This is a genomic window from Spirillospora sp. NPDC047279 (genome assembly GCF_040643285.1).
In the GTDB taxonomy this organism is placed as follows: Bacteria; Actinomycetota; Actinomycetes; order Streptosporangiales; family Streptosporangiaceae; genus Spirillospora.
The window spans coordinates 563978-585827 of the sequence record NZ_JBEYUA010000004.1 but is presented as its reverse complement, the minus strand read 5'-3'; the positions used below and the strand labels follow the sequence as shown (position 1 = coordinate 585827).

Genomic DNA, 21850 nt, shown 5'->3' with positions numbered 1-21850 from the left:
CCCCGACCCGCCACCCCGGCCCCGCCTGCCTCCTCGTGATGGGCACCACCGACCCCCAGGCCGCCGACCAGTGGGCCAAGGAACGCCTGGCCGCCGAATCCTGACCCCCCCGGCACCGACCACAGATGATCCCTTCCCGGCCGGGCAGCGGCCCCAGCCTCCGGATCACCACCGCACCCACACGATCTTTAGGGCGGTCCCGTCGCGTGCGGTGGTCAGCGGCGGGTGAGCGTGGCCGGGCCTCGGCTGGTGCGGATCACGGCGACGTCCCCCCGTTCGTCGGTGCGGTGGACGCGGGCGCCCAGGCGGTGGAGCAGGGCCATGGTGGGCGGGGACGGGTGGCCGTAGTCGTTGTCCCGGCCGACGGAGATGATGGAGATCTTCGCGCGGGTGGCCAGGGTGAACGCGGGGTCCTGGCGGCGGGACCCATGATGCGCGACCTTGAGGACCTGCACCGGCGGGACGCCGGGGGCGAGGGACTGCTGAGCCTCGGTCTCCACGTCGCCCGCCAGGAGCGCGCTGAAGCCGGGACGGCGGGCCACCATGACGATGCTGGCGTTGTTGATCGCGGTGCCGTCGTCATCGGACGTGAGACGCGGGCCGTCGGGCGGGCCCAGGATGGAGAGGGTCAGTTCGCCGACCGTCCATTCCTGGCCGGGGCCGGCGACCTGGACGGGCAGGCCGCCCAGCAGGCGGGTCTCTTTGCCCGAGGTGCGGGGCGTGGTGAGCACCATGTCCACCGCCCGGCCGCGCCGGACGCCCGCCACGCCATCGACGTGGTCCGCGTGGGGGTGGGTCAGCACCAGCATCGCGACACCGCGCACGTCGAGGCGGCGGAGGCAGCCGTCGATCAGGCCGGGATCCGGGCCCGCGTCGACGACGACCGCGCGGCCCTCGCCGACGGAGAGGACGAGCCCGTCCCCCTGGCCGACGTCACAGGCGACCAGCATCCAGTCTCGCGGTGGCCAGCCCGGCGCGGTGCACCGGAGCCCGACGAAGGCCACGAGCACGCCGGTGACGAGGGCCGCGCACACCAGGCGGGCCGGCCGCCAGCGGAGGACCGCGTACGCGGCGACGCCGGTGAGCAGCAGCGTGAACGCCCCGCCCGGCCACACGACGGAGGCGAACGGCAGGTCCGCCGCGGCGCGGGCGATCCAGACGATCCAGCCGACCGCGAGCCCTGCCGGCCACACCACCAGGCGCGCCAGCGGAAGGCTGACGAACGCGACCAGTGCCGCCAGCGCTCCCAGGAGGGTCGCGGGTGCGACCGCGGGGGCCGCCAGCAGGTTCGCGAGGATCGCGACCAGGCCGAGCTCGCCTGAGAGCGTCACCAGGAGGGGCGAGACCGCGATCTGTGCCGCGGCCGCGACCGCCAGGGCATCGGCAAGGAAGCCCGGCATCCGGCGGCGCAGGCGCTCGCGCCAGGGAGGAGCGAGCACGAGCAGTCCCGCCGTGGCGACGACGGAGAGCGCGAACCCGTACGACCTGGCCAGCGACGGGTCGACCAGCACCAGCACGATGACCGCCGCGCACAGAGCGGGCAGGCCTTGCCGTTCCCGGCCGCTGAGCAGGGCGAGCAGCCCGATCGTTCCCATGACCGCGGCGCGCAGGACGCTCGGCTCGGGCCGTGCCACCAGGACGAAGCCGATGACCGCGAGGCCGGCGACGAGCGGCGACCATCGCCGCCCCAGACCCGCGAAGCGGCACGCCGCCAGCACCGCCCCGATCACGATCGCCAGGTTCGCGCCGGACACGACGAGCAGGTGGGACAGTCCCGCCGTACGGAAGTCCTCGGCCAGCGCGTCGTCCAGCCGCGACGTGTCGCCGACGACCATGCCCGGCAGCACGCCCCGCTGGTCGTCCGGCAATCGTTCGACGGCCTGACGTAACTTCGTGCGGACGGACTCCGCCGCGCGCTGGGCCCGTGAGGGAGATCCCAGAACGCGCGGTGGGCCCCGTACGACCGCGGCCGCGGCCAGGAGTTCGCCGTGCCGGGGCACGTCCAGCCGCGCGGTCGACCGCACCCGCTGGCTCGGCACCAGGCCCGACCAGCGAGGGTCCGCCGCGATGAGCAGAACCGGCACCCGGACGCGGGTCCGCTGCACCACCTCCGCCCGCGCCCGCACCAGGAAGACCGGACGCCGTGCCGTCGCCGTGGCCTGCGGCTCACCCGTGACGACGGCCTCCAGCTCGACCACCCGCTCCGCCCGTGCCATCTCCCGTACGGGCCCGCCCTCGACCGCCGCGACCCGCATGCCCGCCCCCGCCGACGAGGCCGCGACGCACGCCAGGACCACCCCCGCGATCACGCCGATCCGCCGCACCGGGCCACCCCGCCCCGCTCCCCCACGCCGGCTCACGCCATGCCCCGCACCCGCGCCACGTCTCACACCCCGCCCACGCCCCACACCCGAGCCACCACCTGAACCCCCGCCACGCCCCACACCCGGGTCGCCGCTTGATCCATCGGCGTGCCCGACACCGGCACCACGTCCTGCGCCCGGGTCGCCTGCCGGCCCGGTGGGTGATCTCCTGCGGGGGTGGGTCGTGAGAAGAAGGGCGGCTGCCGCGGCGGTGGTGGCAGCCAGGAAGGAGGAGAACACGGGGGGCAGCCCCAGGGCGATGGCGGCTGCGGACCAGGTCGCGAGGGCGGGAGGGAGCAGGCGGAGGTCTGGTCCGCGTCGCTCTGGTGGCTCGCCGAGCAGGCCGGTCATACGCGCACCATCGGTTTGAGCTCGGAGAAGCGGCGGGTGCCAATGCCTGAGACCTCCTGGAGCTGGTCGACCGACCGGAAGGAGCCGTGCTGGGCGCGGTAGTCGACGATCCGCTGGGCCAGGACGGGGCCGACGCCGGGGAGTTCGTCAAGTTGCTGGACGGTGGCGGTGTTGAGGTCGAGGGGTGCGCCGGGGGCGTTCGTCGCTCCCGCGGCCGGCACGGGCGGTGGGGAGGGCTGGGGAACGCCTACCGGGATCTGTTCTCCGTCCAGGAGCTTGCGGGCCAGGTTGAGGGTGTCCGTGCGAGCTCCGGCGTTGACGCCGCCTGCCGCCTGGATGGCGTCGGCGACCCGGGAGCCGGTGGGGAGGCGGACTATGCCGGGACGGCGGACCTTGCCCGAGACGTGGACTATCAGCTGGCTCGGCGGGGTGGGCGTCACGGCGGAGAGGGAGGTGCGGGCCGCGGCGGGTGGGGGTGGGTCGGGGCGAGGCCGGGAGAGCCAGAGATAGACGGCGGCGGCCAGGGCGGCGAGGACGCCCAGGAGGGCCAGGGCACGGGCTCCGGGGAGGCCGGGGTCGAGGCGATCGCGGAGGGGCGGCTCGGGCTCGGAACGTAAGGACGCCGCGGGCGGGCCGCCCGCCGGAGGGCGCCGGCGTTCGAGCAGCGCGTGGAGCCGTTCGGTGGCGTCGGAGAGGTTCACCCGGCCGACGTTAGGGAGCGAGAACGCAGGGCGACAGGGGTGTCGCTAATTGTGGATAACCGGCTGAGGCGCCACGACGACCCCGAGCATCCCGGGCCCGGAGTGGGCGCCGATGACCGGGCCGACCTCGCCCAGGTAGACGTCCTCCACGTTGGGGATGCGTTCGCGCAGGTGGGCGGCCAGCGTCTCGGCGCGCTGGGCGGCGGACAGGTGCTGGACGGCCAGGTCGACGGACGGGTAGCGGGCGGCGGTCTCGACGGCGAGCTCTTCCAGGCGGGCCAGGGCGCGGGCCGAGGTGCGGACCTTTTCGAGGGGGGCGATCCTGCCGTCGACGATGTTGAGCAGGGGCTTGACCATGAGGGCCGAACCGAGGAGGGTCTGGGCCGCGCCGATGCGGCCGCCGCGGCGGAGGTGCTCGAGGGTGTCGACGTAGAAGAGGGAGCGTGAGAGCTCGGCGCGGCGCAGTGCGGCCGCCTCGACCTCGGCGGCGTCGGCGCCGGCGAGGGCGGCCGCCGCGGCGGACAGGGCGGAGAGACCGAGGCCCATGCCGATCGTGCCGGAGTCGACGACGCGGACGGGGACGGGCGCGTCCTCGGCGGCGAGGCGGGCGGCCTCGAACGTGCCGGACATGGCGGCGGACAGGTGGACGGAGACGATGGCGGTCGCGCCCGCTCCGGCGGCCGCCTTGTAGGCGTGTGCGAAACGTTCGGGGGACGGGCGGGACGTGGTGACCGGGTGCCACTCCTTGAGCGCCCGCGCGGCCTCGGCGGCGGTGATCTCGTCCTCGTCCCGCACCTGGCCGCCGATGGCGATCTGCAGCGGGACGACGGTGAGCTCATGCCGTTCGGCGAGCCCCGGAGGGAGGTAGGAGGTGGAGTCCGTGACGACCGCGACCACGCTTGCCATGAGGCGAGGTTATCCCCTTGGGGGCGAAGCCGAATTATCGGCGAGTAACGATCATTTTTCGCGGGTCAGGGCTGGACGGGCACCCCGCCTCGCCAGACCCGGAGGGCACGGAGACCGAAGGCCCAGGCGAAGGCGCCCTCGTGGTCGGCGTCCCAGAGCACGATGTCGGCGAGCATGCCGGGCGCGAGGGAACCGCGGTCGCCGACGCGCAGGGCGGCGGCCCCGCCCAGGGTGGCGGCGCGGAGGGCCTCGGTGACGCTCAGGCCGAACATGGCGACCGCGAGGCCGATGACGAGCGGCATCGAGGTGATGCCGCACTGGCCCGGGTTGTGGTCGGTGCCGAGGGCGACGGTGACGCCGCGTTCGAGCATGGCGCGGACCGGGGCCGGCGGGCGTGCGCTGTTGAGGGCGCTGCCAGGGCAGACGGTCGCGGTCACGCCCGCGTGCGCGAGGGCCTTGATGTCGTCGTCGTTGGCCTGGGTGAGCAGGTCGGCGGAGGCGCAGCCGACCTCGGCCGCGACCTGGGCGGCGCCGATGCGCTCGTTGGCGCAGGCGTGCATGCGCGCCTTGAGGCCCGCACGCTTGCCGGTGAGGAGGAGGGCGCGGGCCTCCTCGGCGGTGAAGTGGCCCTCGTCGCAGTAGACGTCGATCGAGTCGGCGCCCGCGGCGGCGGCGTCGCCGGCCCAGAGGCGGACGGCCTCGATGTAGTCGCGGCGGCGGCCGAAGAACTCGGGCGGCAGGATGTGCGCGGCCAGGAACGTGGCGTGGATGCGCGGCATGGACGGCTCGCCCTCGAGCGAGCGCAGCATGCGGATGTCGGCCAGCTCGCCGTCGCGGGTGAGGTGGTAGCCGGTCTTGGCCTCGACCGTGGTGGTGCCCGCGAGGATCCACTGGCGCAGGCGCTCGCGGACGGCGTTGCACAGGGTCCAGGGGTCGGTGCCGCGGGTCACGGTGACGGTGGAGTTGACGCCGCCGCCGGCCGCGGTGATCGCCGAGTGCGAGGAGCCGCTGGTGCGCATGGCGAGCTCGGCCCAGCGGTTGCCCGCGTAGACCGGGTGCGAGTGGGCGTCGATGAGACCGGGCGTGACGAGGCCGCCGCCGAGGTTCTCCACGTGGTCGACGTCGACGATGTCGTCGATGATGCCGGGCACGCTCTGCGGGAGGTCGGAGGCGGGACCGGCCCAGACGATGCGGTCGTCGTGGATGAGCACGGCCGCGTTGCTGCAGACGTCGGTGCCCGTCCAGAGCCTGCCGATGTTCGTCAACAGCCGTACCGTCATGGGGTCACCGACCTGGGTGATTCAACGCCGTGGCCGAACCGGGCGTTGTGGCCGCCCTCGACCTGGAACGCAGACATGCCATGCAGAGGGCCACCTGCTCTCGATCTGAGACGCCGACTGGGTGCCGGCGAAACACCACTGGGGGGAAGGGTGATCAAGTGATCACCTTGAGCAACGAGACCGGAGATATCGGTTTCGTCACGGTAGTGCACCGAAGGCCCGGGCGACAACCTCTGGTCAACAAACGCACCCATCTCGGAAGAAGTTTCCGGAACCCTTGTCTGACAGGGCCGGGAGACCCGCGCGTTCGCACTGGCCGTCACCGTAGAGCAACCGGACAAACTGCGCAGATCAGTCAATAATCCACGAAATATATGGTCGCTCCCCATCGCCACGTCCCCACGTCCTTAGTCCTACGACCGTACGGACTCCCGCAGGTCCGTCAAGCGGAATGGAGAAGCTGTCACCGTAGGGCGACCGGCATTAGGCCGCACGCGACATTCGCCGGGCCCGAAACCGGACCCGCGCCCGGACCGGGAACCCGCCCGCCTCTCCCGGCCGATATCCGCGCAAACGAATGGTGGTGCGCGAACCCGGCCCTGCCCCTCCAGGAGTGGTCGAGCGGCATGGTCGAGTGGCATGGTCGAGCGGCATGGTCGAGCAGCATGGTCCGGCGGCACCGCACGGCGGTGAGCCGGACCAGCGGGCGGGCGCCAGCCGCGCCCCACCCGACTCGTCGGGCCCTAAGGCCTCGCCCGGACCAGCACATCACTCCGGAGAGTGACGTTGTGAACGTGACGAGGTTAGGAGGTTGTGGCCGACTGCTCGGCGTAACGTTCGAGCTCGCCGGCCAGGTCGGCGGGGACGCGCGCGTGCAGCACGGTGCCCTCCGCGACGTGGTCCTGCTTGACGACCTCGCCGCGCTCGTGGACCTGGGCGACGAGATCGCCGCGCTCGTACGGGACGACGGCGTGGATCTCGCGTTCCAGCCCGGGCAGGTCGCGCTCGATCAGCTCGCGCAGCGCGTCGATGCCCTGGCCCGTGCGGGCGGACACCACGACGCTGTGCGGTTCGCGGCGCTGGAGGCGCGCGAGGCTGAGGTCGTCGGCGGCGTCGGCCTTGTTGATGACGACGATCTCGGGGATCGAGTCGGCGTTGATCTCGCGCAGCACCTCGCGCACGGCGTCGAGCTGCGCCTCGGGATCGGGGTCGGAGCCGTCGACGACGTGCAGGACCAGGCCCGCGTCGGTGACCTCCTCGAGCGTCGAGCGGAACGCCTCGACGAGCTGGTGCGGCAGGTGGCGGACGAAGCCGACGGTGTCGGCCAGGGTGTAGGCGCGGCCACCGGGCGTCTCGGCCCGCCGGACCGTCGGGTCGAGGGTGGCGAACAGCGCGTTCTCCACCAGGACACCGGCACCGGTCAGCCGGTTGAGCAGCGACGACTTGCCCGCGTTGGTGTAGCCCGCGATGGCGACGGCCGGGACGGCGTTGCGGCGCCGTTCGCCGCGCTTGGTGTCGCGCGCCTTGGACATCTCGGCGATCTGGCGGCGCAGCTTGGCCATCCGCGTGCGGATGCGGCGGCGGTCCAGCTCGATCTTGGTCTCGCCGGGCCCGCGGCCGCCGATGCCGACGCCGCCGGCCGCCCGGCCGCCGACCTGGCGGGACAGGTTGCCGCCCCAGCCGCGCAGGCGCGGGAGCAGGTAGTCGAGCTGGGCGAGCTCGACCTGGGCCTTGCCCTCGCGGCTCTTGGCGTGCTGGGCGAAGATGTCGAGGATCAGCGCGGTCCGGTCGATCACCTTGACCTGGACGATCTCCTCCAGGTGCCGGAGCTGGCTGGGCGCCAGCTCGCCGTCGCAGATGACGGTGTCGGCGCCGGTGGAGATGACGATGTCGCGGAGCTCGGCGGCCTTGCCGGAGCCGATGTAGGTCGCGGCGTCCGGCCGGACGCGGCGCTGGCTGAGTCCCTCCAGGACCTCCGAGCCGGCGGTCTCGGCGAGCAGGGCCAGCTCGCGCAGCGAGTTTTCGGCCTGGTCGGCGGTGCCTTCGGTCCAGACCCCCACCAGGACGACCCGTTCGAGCCGCAGGGCCCGGTATTCGACCTCGGTGACGTCGGTGAGCTCGGTGGAGAGTCCGGCGACGCGGCGCAGCGCCCGCCTGTCCTCGAGGTCGAGCTCGCCGGTCATCGGCTCGTCAGCGTCGAGGCCCGTGAACTCGATCTCGTCCCGCTCGATCTCGTTGCGGATATCGGTCTCCTGGTCTGCAGAAATAACGTGAGTCATACGTGTCGTAGAACACCGCCGCCCAGGCGTCTCTTCCCTCGCGACGGATCCAGCGATCGTCTCACGCCCACGACGGCCGGTCGTTCGATTATCCCCCGCCAACCCGGGGATACCCAGCGGAGCCGTGCTGACCAGGGGACCCGCTTTGACCGGTTCCCGTACCGGCGAGTAGCGTTCTCCGCAAAACAAAAGCGAGTTTTCACGATACGAAAGGGCAGGCAGATGGCTGCACTCGAAGGCGTGGAGGTCACCGGCCCCCTCCACGAGCGGTACGACGAGATCCTGACGCCTGACGCGCTCAGCCTGGTCGCCACGCTGCAGCGCGAGCTCGGCGCCCGGCGCAAGGAGCTTCTGCAGGCCCGCGCCGACCGGCAGGCCCGCCTCTCCGCGGGCGGCACCCTGGACTTCCTCCCCGAGACCGCCGAGGTCCGCGCGGACGAGACCTGGCGGGTGGCCGCCCCCGCCCGCGGCCTCGAGGACCGCCGGGTGGAGATCACCGGTCCGACCGACCGGAAGATGACGATCAACGCGCTCAACTCCGGTGCCAAGGTGTGGCTGGCCGACTTCGAGGACGCCAACACCCCGCTCTGGAACAACATGATCGAGGGCCAGCTCAACCTGCGCGACGCCCTCGACCGCACGATCGACTTCACCGACCCCAAGAGCGGCAAGTCGTACGCGCTCAAGGCCGACGAGGAGCTCGCCACCATCGTGGTCCGCCCGCGCGGATGGCACATGGAGGAGAAGCACCTCCTGGTCGACGGCGAGCCCGTCTCCGGGTCGCTCTTCGACTTCGCCCTCTACTTCTTCCACAGCGCGCGCCGCCAGGTGGAGAAGGGCAAGGGGCCGTACTACTACCTGCCCAAGATGGAGAGCCACCTCGAGGCGCGGCTCTGGAACGACGCGTTCAACCTCGCCCAGGACACCCTGGAGATCCCGCGCGGCACCATCCGCGCGACCGTGCTGATCGAGACCATCCCGGCCGCGTTCGAGATGGAGGAGATCCTGTACGAGCTGCGCGACCACTCGGCGGGCCTCAACGCGGGCCGCTGGGACTACCTCTTCTCCGTGATCAAGAAGTTCCGCGACCGCGGCCCCGACTTCGTGCTGCCGGAGCGGAACGCGATCACCATGACCGCGCCGTTCATGCGCGCGTACACCGAGCTGCTCGTCCGCACGTGCCACAAGCGCGGCGCGCACGCGATCGGCGGCATGGCGGCGTTCATCCCGTCGCGCAGGGACGAGGAGGTCAACAAGGTCGCGCTGGAGAAGGTGCGGGCCGACAAGGCCCGCGAGTCCGGCGACGGCTTCGACGGCTCCTGGGTCGCCCACCCCGACCTGGTGCCGGTCTGCCGCGAGGTGTTCGACGGCGTGCTGGGCGACAAGCCCAACCAGCGCGACCGGCTCCGCGAGGAGGTCAATGTCTCGGCCGCCGACCTGCTCAACGTGGCCGCCACCCCGGGCGACATCACCGAGGCGGGCCTGCGCGGCAACGTCGACGTGGCGCTGCGCTACCTGGCGACCTGGCTGAACGGCTCGGGCGCGGTGGCGATCCACAACCTGATGGAGGACGCGGCGACCGCCGAGATCTCGCGTTCGCAGGTCTGGCAGTGGATCTACAACGGCATCTCCACCAAGGAGGGGCGGAAGATCACCAAGGAGTGGGTGGAGCAGATCCTCGACGATGAGCTCGCCAAGATCCGCGAGGAGCTGGGCGACTCGTTCAACGAGCCGCGCTACAACGACGCCGTGGCCCTCTTCAAGGAGGTCACGCTCGCGGACGAGTACAAGGAGTTCCTGACGACTCCGGCCTACATCCGCTTCCCGTAGGACGACCGGCGGCTGCAGGGTCATCTCTCGGCGCCCCGGGAGGTGATCTTGCAGTCGTTCGCTTCGGGGGAGGAAGGTGGGGGTGACATGGACACGACGGACCCGACACTCCAGACCCTGGACCCGGCGCTCCAGGCGCTCGGCCGGCACTTCACCGGCCTGCTCGGCGCCGAGGCGGTCATCACCGACCCGGTGCGGCTGCGCACCTACGAGTGCGACGGGCTGACCAACCACCGGGCCATGCCCGCGATCGTCGTGCTGCCCGGCACGGCCGAGCAGATCGCGGCGATCGTGCGCGCCTGCGCGGCGGCCGGCGTCCCGTACGTGGCGCGCGGCTCGGGCACCGGCCTGTCCGGCGGCGCGCTGCCCCGGACCGACGGCGTCCTGATCGTCACGTCCCGGATGCGCCGCATCCTGGAGATCGACATCCCGAACCAGCGCGCCGTGGTCGAGCCCGGCGTGATCAACCTGGACGTGTCGCGGGCGGCCCGCCCGTACGGCTACTACTTCGCGCCCGACCCGTCCAGCCAGCAGATCTGCTCGGTCGGCGGCAACGTGGCGGAGAACTCCGGCGGCGCGCACTGCCTGAAGTACGGCTTCACCGCGCACCACGTCCTCGCCTGCGAGATCGTCACCCCGGACGGGGACCTGGTCACGCTGGCGGCCGACGATCCCGGCTACGACCTGCTGGGCGCGTTCGTCGGCTCGGAGGGCACGCTCGGCATCACCACCAAGATCACCGTACGGCTGACGCGCGTGCCGGAGACCGTGCAGACGCTGCTCGCCGCGTACGAGTCGATCGAGGCGGGCGGCAGGGCCGTCTCCGCGATCATCGGCGCGGGCGTGGTCCCGGCCGCGATCGAGATGATGGACGCATTGTCGATCGAGGCGGCCGAGGCGTCGGTGGCCTGCGGCTACCCGCCCGGCGCCGGCGCCGTGCTCATCGTGGAGCTGGACGGCCCCGAGACCGAGGTCGCGGCGCAGTTCGCCGAGGTCGAACGGCTGTGCCGCGAGGCGGGCGCGTTCGAGATCCGCATCGCCGCCGACGACGCCGAGCGCGGGCTCATCTGGAAGGGCCGCAAGTCGGCGTTCGCCGCCGTGGGCCGCATCAGCCCGGCCTACATCGTCCAGGACGGCGTGATCCCGCGGACCGCGCTCCCCCAGGTCCTGGCCCGCATCGACGCGCTGTCCGCCGAGTCGGGCGTGCGCGTCGCCAACGTCTTCCACGCCGGCGACGGCAACCTGCACCCGCTGGTGCTCTTCGACGACGCCGAGCCCGGCGCGGCCGAACGCGCCGAGGAGGTGTCCGGCAAGATCCTCGACCTGTGCATCGAGCACGGCGGCTCGATCACCGGCGAGCACGGGGTCGGCGTCGACAAGTCCCGCTACATGCCGCGCATGTTCACCGACACCGATCTCGACACCATGCAGATGGTGCGCTGCGGCTTCGACCCGGCGGGGCTGTGCAACCCGGGCAAGGTCTTCCCGACCCCCCGGCTCTGCGGGGAGGTGCCCGGGGTCCGGAAGGGGCCCCATCCGTACGAGGGAAAGGCGGACATCTTCTGATGGCGCCCAAGGAGCCGCTCGACGCGCTGGCCAAGGTCTGCGCCGACGTCCGCCCGGCGGAGCCCGCGGAGGGCGTCCTCGGCGTCGCGCCGGGCCTGGTGGCCGCTCCCGCGACCGTGGCGGAGGCGGCCGAGGTGATGAGCGTGGCGGCCGAACGCGGCCTGGCGGTCGTCCCGCGCGGCGGCGAGACCCGGCTCGACTGGGGGCTGCCGCCGCGGCGCTGCGACCTGCTCCTGGACACCTCGCGGCTCGACCGCGTCATCGAGCACGCGGCGGGCGACCTGGTGGTCAAGGCCGAGGCGGGCCTGCCGATGGAGCGCCTGGCGGAGATCCTCGCCGAACGCGGCCAGCGCCTCTCGCTCGACGCGCCCCTCCCCGGCTCGACGGTGGGCGGCACGATCGCCACCGGTGCCGCCGGTCCGCTGCGCCTGCTGTACGGGTCGCCGCGCGACCTGGTGATCGGCCTCACCATCGTGCGGGCGGACGGGCGGGTCGCCCACTCCGGCGGCAAGGTCGTCAAGAACGTCGCCGGGTACGACCTGGGCCGGCTGTTCTCGGGCTCGTACGGCACGCTGGGGCTCATCGTCGAGGCGGCGTTCCGGCTGCATCCGGTGCCGGCCGCCCACGCCTACGTGACCGTGCGCGCCGCCGACGCGGGACTGGCGCACGAGGCCGTCCAGGCGGTCCTGCACTCCCCCGCGGCCCCGAGCGCCCTGGAGTGCGACGCGTCCGGCGACGGCCTCACGCTGGGCGTGCTACTCGAAGGCGTTCCCGACGGCGTCGCCGCGCGGGCCACCCACGTCGCCGACCTGCTGGGCGCGGACGCCCACATCAGCCAGGAGCCGCCGCCCTGGTGGGGCGCCTATCCCGACGGCACGACGCTCATCGAGGTCACCGCTCCCCCGACCGCGCTCCGTCCCCTGCTGTCCGAGCTCGCCACGGTCCCGGCCGCGGTGCGGTGGTCGGCCGCGGGCCGGGGCTACGCGGGCCTGGCGGGGGACGCGGCCGAGGTCGCCGAGACGCTGGCGCGCCTGCGGTCGGCGCTCGCCCGCCACCACGGCGGCGCGGTCGTCCGGTACGCGCCCGAGGGCGTACGGGCGTCCGACGACGTCTGGGGCCCGCTGCCCGCGCTGACCCTGATGCGGCGCGTCAAGGACCAGTTCGACCCGGACCACCGCCTGTCCCCCGGCCGTTTCGTTGGAGGCATCTGATGACCGCACCCGGCGACGGCGCCGCGCCCGGCGAGAGCACCGCACCCGGGGGGCACACGCCGCCCGCGGCCGAGCCCGTCGACGCCCTCGGGCAGCTGGGCGAGGTGACCAAGCTGGCGGGTGACTGCGTGCACTGCGGGTTCTGCCTGCCGACGTGCCCCACGTACGTCCTGTGGGGCGAGGAGATGGACTCGCCGCGCGGACGCATCCACCTGATGCAGCAGCACGCCGAGGGCACGCCCCTCACCGGCCCGATGGTCGAGCACTTCGACCGCTGCCTGGGCTGCATGGCGTGCGTGACCTCGTGCCCGTCCGGCGTCCAGTACGACCGGCTGATCGAGCTGACCAGGGCCGAGGTCGACCGCGAACACCCGCGTTCGCCCGGGGAACGGGCCGTCCGCGCGGCCGTCTTCAACCTCTTCCCCTACCCGGCCCGGCTCAGGGCGCTGCGCGGGCCGCTCCGCGCGTACCAGAAGACGGGCCTCGACCGGCTCGTCCGGCGCAGCGGCCTGCTGGAGCGCGTCTCCCCCATGCTGGCCGCCATGGAACGGCTCGCGCCGCCCCTCGGCCGCGCGCCCCGCCTGCCCGAACGCGTCGCCGCGCGTGGTGAGCACCGCGCCACGGTCGGGATGCTGACCGGGTGCGTGCAGCGGGAGTTCTTCCCCGGGGTGAACGCGGCGACCGCGCGCGTGCTGGCCCTGGAGGGCTGCGACGTCGTCATCCCCAAGGGCCAGGGTTGCTGCGGCGCGCTGTCGCTGCACTCGGGCCGCGACGAGGAGGCCCGCGCCTTCGCCCGCCGGACGATCATCGCGTTCGAGCGGGTGGACGTGATCGTGGTGAACGCGGCGGGTTGCGGTTCGGCGATGAAGGAGTACGTGAAGCTGCTCGCCGACGAGCCGGACTGGGCGAGCCGGGCCGAGGCCCTGTCGGCCAAGACCAGGGACTTCGCCGAGTTCGTCGCCGAACTCGGCCCGCGGGCGGAGCGGCGGCCGGTTCCGGCCACGGTCGCGTACCACGACGCCTGCCACCTCTCGCACGCCCAGGGCATCCGCAGCCAGCCGCGCGCGCTGCTCGCCGGAATCCCCGGGCTGGAGGTGCGGGAGATCGCCGACCCCGAGGTGTGCTGCGGCTCGGCGGGCACGTACAACATCCTCCAGCCGGAGGCCGCGGCCGAGCTCGGCGATCGCAAGGCGTCCGGCGTCCGGGCCACCGGAGCCGAACTGCTCGTCGCCGCCAACCCCGGATGTTCCATGCAGATCGCCACCGCGCTCGCCCGCGGCGGCACCCGGATCGCGGTGGCGCACACGGCCGAGGTGCTGGACGCGTCGTTGCGCGGGCTCGGTGCGGGGCACCTCCTCAAGCGATCTTCGTCGTGATCTGACCTGCTTATCCGCCTATCGGGGGTTTGGTCACGCCGCGTCACGATCATTTCGAATGCCCTGCTATGGTGACTGCCCCCGGGGACAGAGGGCGCTTACTGAGCCTGCAGAGGCGGCCCGGAAGCGTTCGATGCCTGTGGGGCAGGCCCGAAGACGCGCCTGAGCCTGCGTGGAGGGCAGGCCCGAGGATCGCGCGGGAGACCCCGAGGAGCACGAACCATGTCCAACAGCTACCGTTCACACCGCCGGCGCAAGAAGAGCAGCGCGGGCAAGGTCGGTCTGGCCGGCGCCCTGACCGGCGCGGTCGGCATCGCCGTCGTGGCGGCCGGGATCTTCATCCTCCGCCCCGGATCCGACGACGGCGCAGGCGGGGAGCCCTCGCTCTCCGCCCAGGGCGGCGACGGCCCCGCCTCCACCCCGGCGCCCAAGGTCGGCCCGGCGCTGAGCCTCACCACTCCCGAGGGCTACTCCTACACCCTCGCCGCGGTCAAGACCGGGGTCGACTCCAAGCCGCTCGGCGACGGCACGCCCGCCCCCGCCGGTTCGAGCTACGCCTACGCCGAGTACGTGATCACCAACAACCAGAAGCGCGCCGTGCTGCTGGACTACCCCGCCGACCTCTTCATGCCGCTGTCCGAGGTGCCCAAGGAGGCCCAGGAGCGCTGCATGCCGCAGCCGGGCATCCCCGAGTCCATGTGCACCCTGCCCAACCGCAGCAAGGTCACGGCGCGCCTGAACGGCTCCAAGCCCCCCATCACCGACGCGGGCGACACGCTCATCCCGGCCGGCGCCTCGTACGTCGTGCGCATCGCGACCGACCTGCCGGTGAAGGAGAACCTCGACACCGGCGACCTCAAGCTGTACGTGTGGAACGCGCGCTACACCAGCGACCGCAAGGGCATCGAGCTCGCCCTGCCGGACACCCCCACGTAGGCCCACCCCGCCCGGCCCGCACGCCGCGCCCGGATCGGGGTGCTGGTTTGTCAAGAAACGAATGCTCGTTTTATCTTTCGTCCATGCCTCGAGTGAGCGAAGAGCACCTGGAACGCCGGCGGACGCAGATCCTGGACGCCGCGCGCGCCTGCTTCATCCGCAAGGGCTTCCACGAGACGTCCATGCAGGACATCTTCGCCGAGTCGGGGCTGTCTGCGGGAGCCGTCTACCGCTACTTCAAGAGCAAGACCGAGATCATCCAGGCCCTGGCCTCGACCGCGATCGCCAGCCTGGCCGGATACGTCGCCACGGTGCTCGCCGAGGATCCGGTGCCGCCGCTCGACGACGCGGTCGGCCGCCTCACCGCGAAGATCGTCGAACTGTCCGGGCCCGGCGACAACCTCCGCCTGGCGCCGCAGGCCTGGGCCCTGGCCCTGTACGACGAGGAGTTCGGCGCCTACGTGCGCGGGCGGCTGCTGGACCTGCGCGCCCTCTGGATCCAGTACGTGGCGCGCCTGCGGGACGCCGGCCGACTCCCGGCCGACACCGACGCGACCGCCGCGGGCAAGGCCCTCTTCGGCATGATGCCCGGCTTCATCATCCAGTACCTGCTGGTGGGCGACGTCACCCCGGACGAGTTCCGCCGCGGTCTCCGGTCACTCGCCGTGTCCTCCACCCTCACCCAGGCCGCGCAGGGCTGATCCCCGGCTCGTCCCCACGCCGTATCGGCGCACACCGGCCCCCCCGAATGGGCCGTCCGGAAAGCGGGAACGAGCCGGCCGCCGGAAATTACCAGCGTCCGGCGATCTTGACGCGCGGGACCGGACCCGCGGCGAGCTCCCACCAGCGCGCGACCACCCGAGCACGCCCCCGCGGGAGCTCAGGTGCCGCCGCGGGCACTGTGCGGCTAAAGTCACGAACATCCCCGTCACCTCGCCGGTGCTCCGGCTCCGGCCCCCCGACGGGAACGCCGACCCGCCTACGCCCTATCGCCCCGCGCATGACGAACTCCCCCTCTCAGCAACGCCCGAGCGGCCCCCATACCGCGCGGGCAACGAGCCCAGCATCCGCATCCAGCAGTCCCGGTGTCCTGAGGCGGTCGCCCCTGGGTCATCAGGACACGACCGAGACGCTTTACCATTCCATTACTTTTTGACTCGGGGAGCGTGGATGGTCACAGTGAGGCACGACGAGAGGACGGCGGTCCGGGGAGCGATAGCGCTCGCCGTGGCGGCGGTCCTGCTCGTGTGCGTCTCACTGCTCATCGGCCTGGGCGTGCCGGAGAGCCGGCGGATGGTCTGGTGGCATCCCGAGATCGTCATCGCGCTCTTCTGGACGCCCGTCGCCGCGTTCCTCCTGCGGCACCGGCCGGGCCTGCGGGTGGGCTGGGTCATGCTGCTGGCGGGCTTCAGCGCCGCGGTGTACGTGCTGTCGCTCAACCTGGGGCCCTGGCTGCACGAGCACGGCTGGTTCGGCGCGGGCCTCTTCCTCTGGCTCGGCCAGTGGTTGTGGGCGGTCGACACGTTCACGCTCACCCTCGTCCTGCCGCTGATCTTCCCGGACGGCAGGCTGGTCTCGCGGCGTTTCCGGCCGGTGCTCGCGATGGCGTGCGCGGTGCCGCTGATCGTGTGCGTGCACCTGACGATCGACCCGGAGGCGCGCGACTACCACAACGGCGTCTCGGTCTACCCGCTCCAGGAGATCCCGTGGCCGATCAGCGTGCTGATCGTCGTCACGCTGCTGCTCAGCATGGTGTCGATGGTGGTGCGCTTCGTCCAGTCGCCGCCGGACGTGCGCCGCCAGATCGGGTGGGTCATCTACCCGGGCGTGATCGGCCAGGCGGTGATCTGGCTCGGCGAGGTCACGCCGATCGGCGACCCGGTCCGCAACTTCACCATCGCGGCGGTGCCGATCTGCATCGCGGTCGCGATCACCCGCTACCGGCTGTACGACATCGACGTCGTGCTCAACCGCACCCTGGTCTACGCGGGCCTGGTCATCGTGATCACCGGTGTCTACTTCGCGCTCGTCGGAGCCACCAGCCTGCTGGTGGCCGACCGCGGGCCGCTGGCGGGGCTGGCCGGGGCGATCGCGGCGGGCGCGGTCTTCGAGCCCGCGCGCCGGCGCCTCCAGCGCGCCGTCGACCGGCTGCTGCACGGCGAACGCGACCCGTACCGCCTCGCCGACGGCATCAACCGCCGCCTCCAGGCCGCCGCCGACCCCGCCGCCGCGCTCGCGGTGGCCGCCGAGGCGGTGCGCGAGGCGCTGCACGCGAACGGCGTCGTGATCGAGGTGCTCGACCGGGACGGCCGGGCGGTCACCGCCGACAGCGGCAAGATGGACGACAGGCCCGAGGTGATCCCGCTGGTGTGGCACGGCGAGCCGGTCGGGCGGCTGCTCTTCTCGCGCCGGCGGACCCCCGACATGCGGCTGGCCTCGATCCTGGCCTGCAACCTGGCCGAACTGGCGAACGCGGCGCGGCTGGCGGCCGACGTGCAGCGGTCCCGTGAACGCATCCTGCGCACCCGCGAGGAGGAACGCCGGCGGCTGCGCCGCGACCTGCACGACGGGCTCGGCCCGACGCTGGCCAGCCTCGCCATGACGGTGGACGCCGCGCGCATCACCCTCAAGCGCGACCCGAAGGCGGTCGACGCCCTCCTGGAGAACCTGCGGTCGACGATGGGCCGCACGATCGGCGACATCCGCGACCTGGTCTACGACCTGCGTCCCCCGGCGCTGGACGACCTCGGCCTGGCCGGTGCGATCCGCGCGCTGGGCGGCGTGGTCTCGACCGAGGACGGTCCCCGGGTGGACGTGCACGTCGAGGGCGACCTGTCCAGCCTTCCGGCGGCGGCGGAGGTCGCCGCGTACCGCATCGTCCAGGAGGCCCTGACCAACGTGCACCGGCACGCCCGGGCGCGCGCCGCGGTGGTCCACCTCAACATGAACGGCGACCTGCACGTGACGGTCGGGGACGACGGCGTCGGGCTGCCCCAGCAGGTACGTTCCGGGATCGGCATGTCGTCGATGCGCGAGCGGGCCGCCGAGCTGGGCGGATCCTGCTCGGTGGGCCCGGCGCCCGGCGGCGGCACCATGGTGAGCGCCCGCCTCCCGGTCCCCCCATAGCGCGGGCGGCCTCGGAAGGGCTCACATCACCCGTGCCGGACGTCACCTCGGGTGGAACGCGCCTGCGCCACCGCGGGGCCAAGGGGTTACAGCGGATATGGCCTCGCGGCGGCGCAGGACGTTCAAAGTTTGTGAGGGCCGGTGACCGCCCCCCGCCAAGAAGGTCGCCACCGGCCCTCGGGCTCCGCTCCGGCACCGGGGCTCCCATCCCGGACCCGTGCGGGCCTTTCCACCAGGAGGTGTGCAGGAACGAAGTTATGCCTTCCCGGGTCCCGCCGGTCAGGGACATCAGTCCCGGTCCTTCCGGGACGAACGTCAGTAAGAACACTGGCCACCACAAACAGCGACCAGGGTCCTCACACGTTGACAAATGCGACCCACGAGCGCAGACGTTGCCAGCAGATGGTGGCATAGTTGGCGCGACGTGATCGTTCCCCCGCGCCCGAGGAGTCATCGTGTCCGTGCAGCACAGCTCCAGCGACCTTCCCGAGCACTTCACCCGGCGCCGCGCGATCGGCCTGGCCCTGACGACCGGCGCCGGTACCGGCCTGACCTGGGCCGGAGCCGGGGCCTCCCCCGCCGCGGCCTCCCTTACCGGCGCGGCCTCGCCCGCGGACGTACCCGGCGCCCCGGCGAGCGCGGCACCCGCCGGCACCTGGGCCGACGTGCCGTACCCGGCCGGCACCGCGACGCAGCTGTTCGCCGTCGCCGCGCCCGCGCCGCGCACCGCGTTCGCCATCGGCCAGTTCTCCTGGGAGCAGCGCGACGTCACCACCGCGCTCCACTGGAACGGCCTGGAGTGGGTCACCCGGCCCGTCCCTCCCCTCCAGTGGAACTGGTGGATGGATCTGGCCGCCGCGAGCCCGCGCGCCGCGTGGGTCACCGGGATCACCCTGACCGGCCAGGCCCCGATCTCGATCCACTGGAACGGCTCGAGCTGGCGGGAGGTGCCGGTCCCGCGCGTGGGCGCCGACCCGCTCGCGTTCGTGCCCGCCGTCTCGGCCGAGCCGGGCGGCACCGCGTGGGCCGTCCTCTCCGAAGGCCCGGCCGCCGGGCAGCAGAGCCTGCTGCGCTTCGAAGGCGGCGCGTGGGTGCGCAAGCAGGGCCCCGCCCTGGACGAGGGCCACCAGCTGATGTCGATCAAGGTCCGTTCACGCCGGGACGTCTGGATCGGCGCGACGAGCCTCCAGTCGGGCGCCGGATCGCTGACCTTCCACTGGAACGGGTCGGCCTGGACCAGGCTCGAACTGGCCGCCGGGGCCGCCACGTTCCCGCCCGCGCTGGACATCCTGCCGGTCTCGCGCGGCGAGGTCTGGGCCTACGCGGGCCAGCGGCTCTTCCGCCTGGACGCCGGAGCCTGGACGAAGGTCGCGGACGTGCCGCGCAACGGCATGTTCCCGATGGCGTACGGGGGCCACCTCGTGTCCGACTGCTCCGGCGGCGTCTGGATCCCCGCCCTGGCCGAGACCGTGGGCAGCGGCCGGACCGGCTACCTGCACTGGGACGGCACCACGTGGAGCAGGGTCCTCGGCCCCTCGCGCGACCCCGACCTGGGCCACACCGAGGCGCGCGACATGGCGGCCATCCCCGGCACCCGGTCGATCTGGGCCGTGGGCGTCCAGGGCACCGGCTACGCCCCGTTCATCGAGCGTTTCACCCCCGCCTGACGGACCGCCCTGTCCGGCGACCCGAGCGCCGGACAGGGCGCCCTCAGCGGGCCTGGAGCCACTCCGGCCGGATCTCGCCCTCGGCGACGAGGACGGCCGGGCCCTTCAGATAGCTGGTCTCGCCGTCGAGCGTGACGGTCAGGCGGCCGCCGGGCACGTCCACCGTCCACGCGCCGCGCGGCAGCCGGCCACCGGCCGGGTCGTACGCCCCGTCCGGGGCGGCGGAGCCGATCGCCGCCGCGACCGCGACCGCGACGGTGCCCGTGCCGCAGGAACGGGTCTCGCCGGAGCCGCGCTCGTACACCCGCATCTCCAGGTGGCGCTCCCCCACCGGACGGAAGAACTCGACGTTGACGCCCTCCGGGAAGGCCGCCGGGTCGAAGTCCGGCGCGCGGGTCAGGTCGAGGGCGGCCACCGGCCCGTCGATGCGGCAGGCCAGGTGCGGGTTGCCCATGGAGACGCGCTTGCCCGCGTACGGACGGCCGTCCACCGAGGCCTCACCGGCACCCTGGAACACCGGCGGCCCCATGTCCGCGTTCACGTCGCCCGTCTCGCCCAGCGTCACCCGGCGCAGGCCGCCGCGGGTGGCCAGGTCCCACTCCCCGGGCGCGGCGAGCCCCGCGTCCACCAGATAGCGGGCGAAGACGCGCACGCCGTTGCCGCACATCTCGGCGACGCTGCCGTCGGAGTTGCGGTAGTCCATGAACCACTCCGCGGACCCCGCCAGCGCCTCGACCCCGGTCTCGCCCGCCGCCTTCGTGCGGACGGCGCGCAGCACGCCGTCGGCGCCGATGCCCGCGCGGCGGTCGCAGATCCGCGCGACGAGCTCGGGGGTCAGGTCGAGGTGGCCGTCGGCGTCCGGCAGGATCACGAAGTCGTTCTCGGTGCCGTGGCCCTTGATGAAACGCATGCCCCGATCGTATTGCCCGGCTGCGGCCGGTCGCCCGACGGCCGGGTCAGCGGGTCAGCCGGTCAGGCCGAGCGCCCGGTCGAGCAGGTCGGGCGCGTCGTACGGCAGCCAGTGCACGCGGGGGTCGCGCCGGAACCACGACTCCTGCCGCCGGGCGAACCGCCGGGTGGCCCGGGCCGTCTCCTCCTTGGCCTGCTCCTCGGTCCATTCGCCCGCCAGGAACCGCAGCACCTGGGCGTAGCCGAGCGCTCGCCCCGCGGTGAGGCCGTCCCGCAGCCCCTCCGCCTCCAGCTTGCGCACCTCGTCGACCAGACCGGCCTCCCACATGCGCTCGACCCGCAGGCCGATGCGCGCGTCCAGCTCGGGCCGGGGCACGGTCAGCCCGATCTGCACGGCGCCGTCGTAGCGGTAGCGGTGCTCGGGCAGGGTCGCGGTGAAGGAGCGGCCGGTGATCTCGATGACCTCCAGGGCCCGGACGACGCGCCGCCCGTTGCTCGGCAGGATGGCGTCGGCGGCCTTCGGGTCGCGTTCGCGCAGCCGTTCGTGGAGGACGTCGGGCCCCACGGCGGCCAGCTCCTCCTCCAGGCGTGCCCGTACGGCCGGGTCGGTGCCGGGGAACTCCATATGGTCGAGCGCCGCCCGCACGTACAGGCCGGAGCCGCCGACCAGGACCGGGACCCGGCCCCGCCCGCGGACGTCGTCGATGGCCGCGGCGCTCAGCCGCTGGAACTCCGCGACGCTCGCGGTGACGGTCACGTCCCACAGGTCGAGGAGATGGTGCGGGACGCCCCGCATCTCGTCCCGGGAGAGCTTCGCGGTGCCGATGTCCATGCCCCGGTAGAACTGCATCGAGTCGGCGTTGATCGCCTCTCCGCCCAGGCGCAGCGCGAGACCGACGGCGAGATCGGACTTGCCGGCCGCGGTCGGCCCGACGACGGCGATGACGTTTGGTGAGGTCACAGGCTTATTTTCGGCAATGAATGGGGTATGGATCCGGGTGTACGGGCGTCGGACGGGGTCCGCACGGCGCCATGGGGACGACGGATCGGGGGATTCAGATGTCCATCGTCGACAAGGTCAAGGAAATGCTCGGTGGCAACGCCGACAAAACCAAGCAGGCGGTCGACAAGGCCGGCGACATGGTCGATGACAAGACCGGCGGCAAGTACGCCGACAAGGTCGACATGGCCCAGGACAAGGCCAAGGACTTCATCGAGGGCGCCAAGCCGAAGGACGGCGGCACTCCCGCGTCCTGACGACTCACGCCGGGCCCACGCCGGCCGCCCGGTCGTCGCCGTCGCGCGACGGCCACTCGCCGGCGTGGGCACGCGCGCGCTCCACGGCGGTG

Annotated in this window: 16 protein-coding genes; 9 read left to right on the top strand and 7 right to left on the bottom strand. The window is 72.9% G+C overall.

Going from position 1 to position 21850, the window contains the following annotated elements:
• Window positions 1-215: 215 nt before the first annotated feature.
• The 5 genes from ABZ810_RS13305 to hflX all read right to left on the bottom strand — a co-directional run bounded on the left by ABZ810_RS13305 (window position 216) and on the right by hflX (window position 7784).
• Window positions 216-2324 carry a ComEC/Rec2 family competence protein gene (locus ABZ810_RS13305; RefSeq protein ID WP_358402767.1) on the bottom strand — a complete coding sequence of 703 codons (2109 nt, stop codon included), beginning with the start codon at window positions 2322-2324 and terminating at the stop codon, window positions 216-218.
• Between the two features lie 386 nt (window positions 2325-2710).
• Window positions 2711-3415, bottom strand: coding sequence for a helix-hairpin-helix domain-containing protein (locus ABZ810_RS13300; protein WP_358402766.1), 705 nt, complete (start codon window positions 3413-3415; stop codon window positions 2711-2713).
• A gap of 45 nt (window positions 3416-3460) precedes the next feature.
• Window positions 3461-4321, bottom strand: a complete 861-nt coding sequence (locus ABZ810_RS13295; RefSeq protein WP_358402765.1) for a DegV family protein — start codon at window positions 4319-4321, stop codon at window positions 3461-3463.
• Between the two features lie 65 nt (window positions 4322-4386).
• Window positions 4387-5601, bottom strand: a complete 1215-nt coding sequence (hutI, locus tag ABZ810_RS13290; protein ID WP_358402764.1) for an imidazolonepropionase — start codon at window positions 5599-5601, stop codon at window positions 4387-4389.
• 803 nt (window positions 5602-6404) lie between these two features.
• Complete coding sequence (hflX, locus tag ABZ810_RS13285; RefSeq protein ID WP_358402876.1) at window positions 6405-7784, bottom strand: GTPase HflX; 1380 nt, start codon at window positions 7782-7784, stop codon at window positions 6405-6407.
• Between the two features lie 318 nt (window positions 7785-8102).
• Here hflX and aceB point away from each other — a divergent pair, with 318 nt between their 5' ends.
• The 8 genes from aceB to ABZ810_RS13245 all read left to right on the top strand — a co-directional run bounded on the left by aceB (window position 8103) and on the right by ABZ810_RS13245 (window position 19592).
• Window positions 8103-9710 (top strand): malate synthase A, encoded by a 1608-nt coding sequence (aceB, locus tag ABZ810_RS13280; RefSeq protein WP_358402763.1) that lies wholly within the window; start codon window positions 8103-8105, stop codon window positions 9708-9710.
• 87 nt (window positions 9711-9797) lie between these two features.
• Window positions 9798-11276, top strand: coding sequence for an FAD-linked oxidase C-terminal domain-containing protein (locus ABZ810_RS13275; RefSeq protein WP_358402762.1), 1479 nt, complete (start codon window positions 9798-9800; stop codon window positions 11274-11276).
• A complete protein-coding gene (locus ABZ810_RS13270) occupies window positions 11276-12487 on the top strand; it encodes an FAD-binding oxidoreductase (RefSeq protein ID WP_358402761.1) in 1212 nt (403 codons plus the stop codon). The genes ABZ810_RS13275 and ABZ810_RS13270 overlap by 1 nt, the downstream gene beginning before the upstream one ends.
• Window positions 12487-13863: a heterodisulfide reductase-related iron-sulfur binding cluster gene (locus ABZ810_RS13265; RefSeq protein ID WP_358402760.1), complete on the top strand. Its 1377-nt coding sequence runs from the start codon at window positions 12487-12489 to the stop codon at window positions 13861-13863. Before ABZ810_RS13270 ends, ABZ810_RS13265 begins: the two co-directional genes overlap by 1 nt.
• A 222-nt stretch (window positions 13864-14085) precedes the next feature.
• Window positions 14086-14799 (top strand): hypothetical protein, encoded by a 714-nt coding sequence (locus ABZ810_RS13260; protein ID WP_358402759.1) that lies wholly within the window; start codon window positions 14086-14088, stop codon window positions 14797-14799.
• Window positions 14800-14882: 83 nt separating this feature from the next.
• Entirely contained in the window at window positions 14883-15500 is a 618-nt protein-coding gene (locus ABZ810_RS13255; RefSeq protein ID WP_358402758.1) for a TetR/AcrR family transcriptional regulator, read from the top strand.
• A 469-nt stretch (window positions 15501-15969) separates the two neighbouring features.
• Window positions 15970-17925: a sensor histidine kinase gene (locus tag ABZ810_RS13250; RefSeq protein ID WP_358402757.1), complete on the top strand. Its 1956-nt coding sequence runs from the start codon at window positions 15970-15972 to the stop codon at window positions 17923-17925.
• 455 nt (window positions 17926-18380) lie between these two features.
• Complete coding sequence (locus tag ABZ810_RS13245) at window positions 18381-19592, top strand: hypothetical protein (protein WP_358402756.1); 1212 nt, start codon at window positions 18381-18383, stop codon at window positions 19590-19592.
• Window positions 19593-19635: 43 nt separating this feature from the next.
• On the opposite strand, the gene dapF is transcribed toward ABZ810_RS13245, so the two are convergent.
• Together dapF and miaA are read right to left on the bottom strand one after the other, a co-directional pair.
• Window positions 19636-20502 (bottom strand): diaminopimelate epimerase, encoded by an 867-nt coding sequence (gene dapF, locus ABZ810_RS13240; protein WP_358402755.1) that lies wholly within the window; start codon window positions 20500-20502, stop codon window positions 19636-19638.
• Between the two features lie 54 nt (window positions 20503-20556).
• Window positions 20557-21462 (bottom strand): tRNA (adenosine(37)-N6)-dimethylallyltransferase MiaA, encoded by a 906-nt coding sequence (gene miaA / locus ABZ810_RS13235; RefSeq protein WP_358402754.1) that lies wholly within the window; start codon window positions 21460-21462, stop codon window positions 20557-20559.
• Between the two features lie 98 nt (window positions 21463-21560).
• Between miaA and ABZ810_RS13230 the strand changes: the two genes are divergently transcribed.
• Window positions 21561-21758, top strand: a complete 198-nt coding sequence (locus ABZ810_RS13230) for an antitoxin (RefSeq protein ID WP_358402753.1) — start codon at window positions 21561-21563, stop codon at window positions 21756-21758.
• The last annotated feature ends 92 nt before the right edge of the window (window positions 21759-21850 follow it).